Raw genomic sequence first — 2,131 nt, forward strand, 5'->3', positions numbered from 1 at the left:
CCGCGTTGTGTTCGACTGGCTGCAGCGCGAGCACCCCGGCATACGCCTGAACATCACCGAGGCCCAGGGCACGGAGCTCGACGCGCTGCTGGACAGCGGCGCCGTGGACCTGGCCATCCTCTTTCGCTTCGCGCGCCCGGCCGGCGGCGACGAGCGGCTGCTGAGCACCGCGCACAGCTATCTGGTGTCGCGCCCTGGCGATCCCTTGACCCTGGCGCCCACCACGGAGTTCGCCGCGCTCGACGGCCTGCAACTGGTGCTGCCGCGCCGCCCCAGCCATTGGCGCGACGCGCTCGATGAGGCCGCGCACAGCCACGGCTTTCGGCTCGCCGCGGCCGCCGAGGCCGACTCGCTGACCGTGCAAAAGGAACTCGTGGCCCATGCGGCCGGCCTCTACTCGGTGATCGGCCCGTACTCCATCGATGCCGAGCTGCGCCAGGGCCGGCTGCAGGCCAGCCGCCTGGTCAACCCCGGCCTGGTGCGCCATGTGACGCTGGCCCTGCCCCGGCACGGCAAGCTCACCCAGGCCTGCCGCGTGGTGGGCGATGCCATCGAGGCATTGACGCAGGCATGGGGACAGCAGCTGTCGCCGGGGCCGCTGAGCACCTCGGGACTGCTCGGCGGTTGAAGGGATCAGATATCGGCCCCATCGGCTCCAGTCGTCGGCCATGCACGCCGTGGCCAGGCCATCGGAACAGAACGGCCGCAACCATGTCAGCGGGCCTGCCCATCACGCACGGCTGCAATGGCTTCGATCTCGATCAGGGCCGCCGGGTCGTACAGCGCCTGGATCTGGGCAATCGTGTCGGCCGGATAGGGGGCGCCGAAGAACTCGCGGCGCAGGGCGACCACCTCGTCGAAGTGGCCCATGTCGGTGACGAAGATGGTGACCTTGATCACGTCCTTCAGGCTGGAGCCGCCCGCCTCCAGCGCGCGGCGCAGATTGGCAAACGCCTGCCGGCCCTGGGCCAGGAAGCCGCCCGGCACGATGCGGCCATCGTCTCCGGCGCCGGCCTGGCCGGAGATGAACAGCAGCTCGCCAAAGCGAATGCCTTGCGACAGCAAAAACGGCTCGTAGGGGTCGGGTTGTGTGGTGACACGGTGCAGCATGGTTTCATTTCCTTCATCCATCCCCGGCAGGATCGCGCTTGGGGAATGGGTGGACGATAGGCAAGCCGGATGATTGCGACAAAGGTTCATTTGTCAGGCATAAGATGAGTTTTCCTCACCCCATTCCTCACCCGCCCCTTGCGTCCTCCAGCCCTCATGCAACGCAACCAGCTGCCGCTTTCCGCACTGCGCGCCTTCGAGGCCGCCGCCCGCCTGGGCAGCTTCAAGCAGGCCGCCGACGACCTGGCCGTGACCCCCACGGCCATCAGCCACCAGATCCGCGCGCTGGAGGAACAGCTGGGCCTGGCGCTGTTCGATCGCCAGGTACGCAAGGTGGTGCTGACCGAAGCGGGCGCCCAGCTCTATCCGGTGCTGCGCGACGGTTTCGACGCCTTTGCCGCCACGCTGGAGCGCCTGCTGCAAAAGCGCCTGCGCGCCCAGGTCAGCATCTCGGCCACCAATGCGTTCACCGTGAAATGGCTGGTGCCGCGCATGGCCAGCTTCCGCGCGATGCACCCGGAGGTGGACCTGCAACTGCAGGCCTCGGACGATATGGTGGACCTGCGCTCCCATGCCGTCGATATCGCCGTGCGCTACGGGCGCGGCCCCTATCCGGGCCTGGTGGCCGAGCCCCTGTTCAGCGACCGCTTTGCGCCCGTGGCCAATCCCCGGCTGGGCGTGCTGGGTCCGGCCGACCTGGCCCGCCTGCCGCTGATCCGCTTTGACTGGAAGACGGCGCACGTCAGCAATCCCACCTGGGAGCGCTGGTTTGACGAGGCAGGCCTGGTCTGGAATTCACCGGCGGGGCAACTGCGCTTTTCCGACGAGGGCCATGCCATCCAGGCGGCCATTGCCGGTCATGGCATTGCCCTGGTGAGCCTGGCCCTGGTGGCCGAAGACATTGCGGCCGGCCACCTGCTGCAGCCCTTCGGCCCCTCGATCACCGGCCATACCTACCATCTGGCCGTGGGCGAGCAACGGAAGCCGGGTCCCCATGTGCGCGCCGTCATGGACTACGCGG

The 2,131-nt window shown here is 68.4% G+C and carries 3 protein-coding genes; 2 read left to right on the forward strand and 1 reads right to left on the reverse strand.

Going from position 1 to position 2,131, the window contains the following annotated elements; translation table 11 throughout:
* Positions 1-628: LysR substrate-binding domain-containing protein (locus L995_RS20565; RefSeq protein WP_047473361.1), on the forward strand; the 628-nt coding region annotated here is incomplete at its 5' end.
* Positions 629-714: 86 nt separating this feature from the next.
* Here the strand turns inward: L995_RS20565 and L995_RS20570 are convergent.
* Complete coding sequence (locus L995_RS20570; RefSeq protein ID WP_047473364.1) at positions 715-1,110, reverse strand: RidA family protein; 396 nt, start codon at positions 1,108-1,110, stop codon at positions 715-717.
* Between the two features lie 156 nt (positions 1,111-1,266).
* Here L995_RS20570 and L995_RS20575 point away from each other — a divergent pair.
* Positions 1,267-2,131 (forward strand): LysR substrate-binding domain-containing protein (locus tag L995_RS20575; RefSeq protein ID WP_047473363.1); only part of this gene is annotated, 865 nt, incomplete at its 3' end.

Source organism: Delftia sp. ZNC0008, assembly GCF_000799035.1.
Classification (GTDB): Bacteria; Pseudomonadota; Gammaproteobacteria; order Burkholderiales; family Burkholderiaceae_C; genus Comamonas; species Comamonas tsuruhatensis.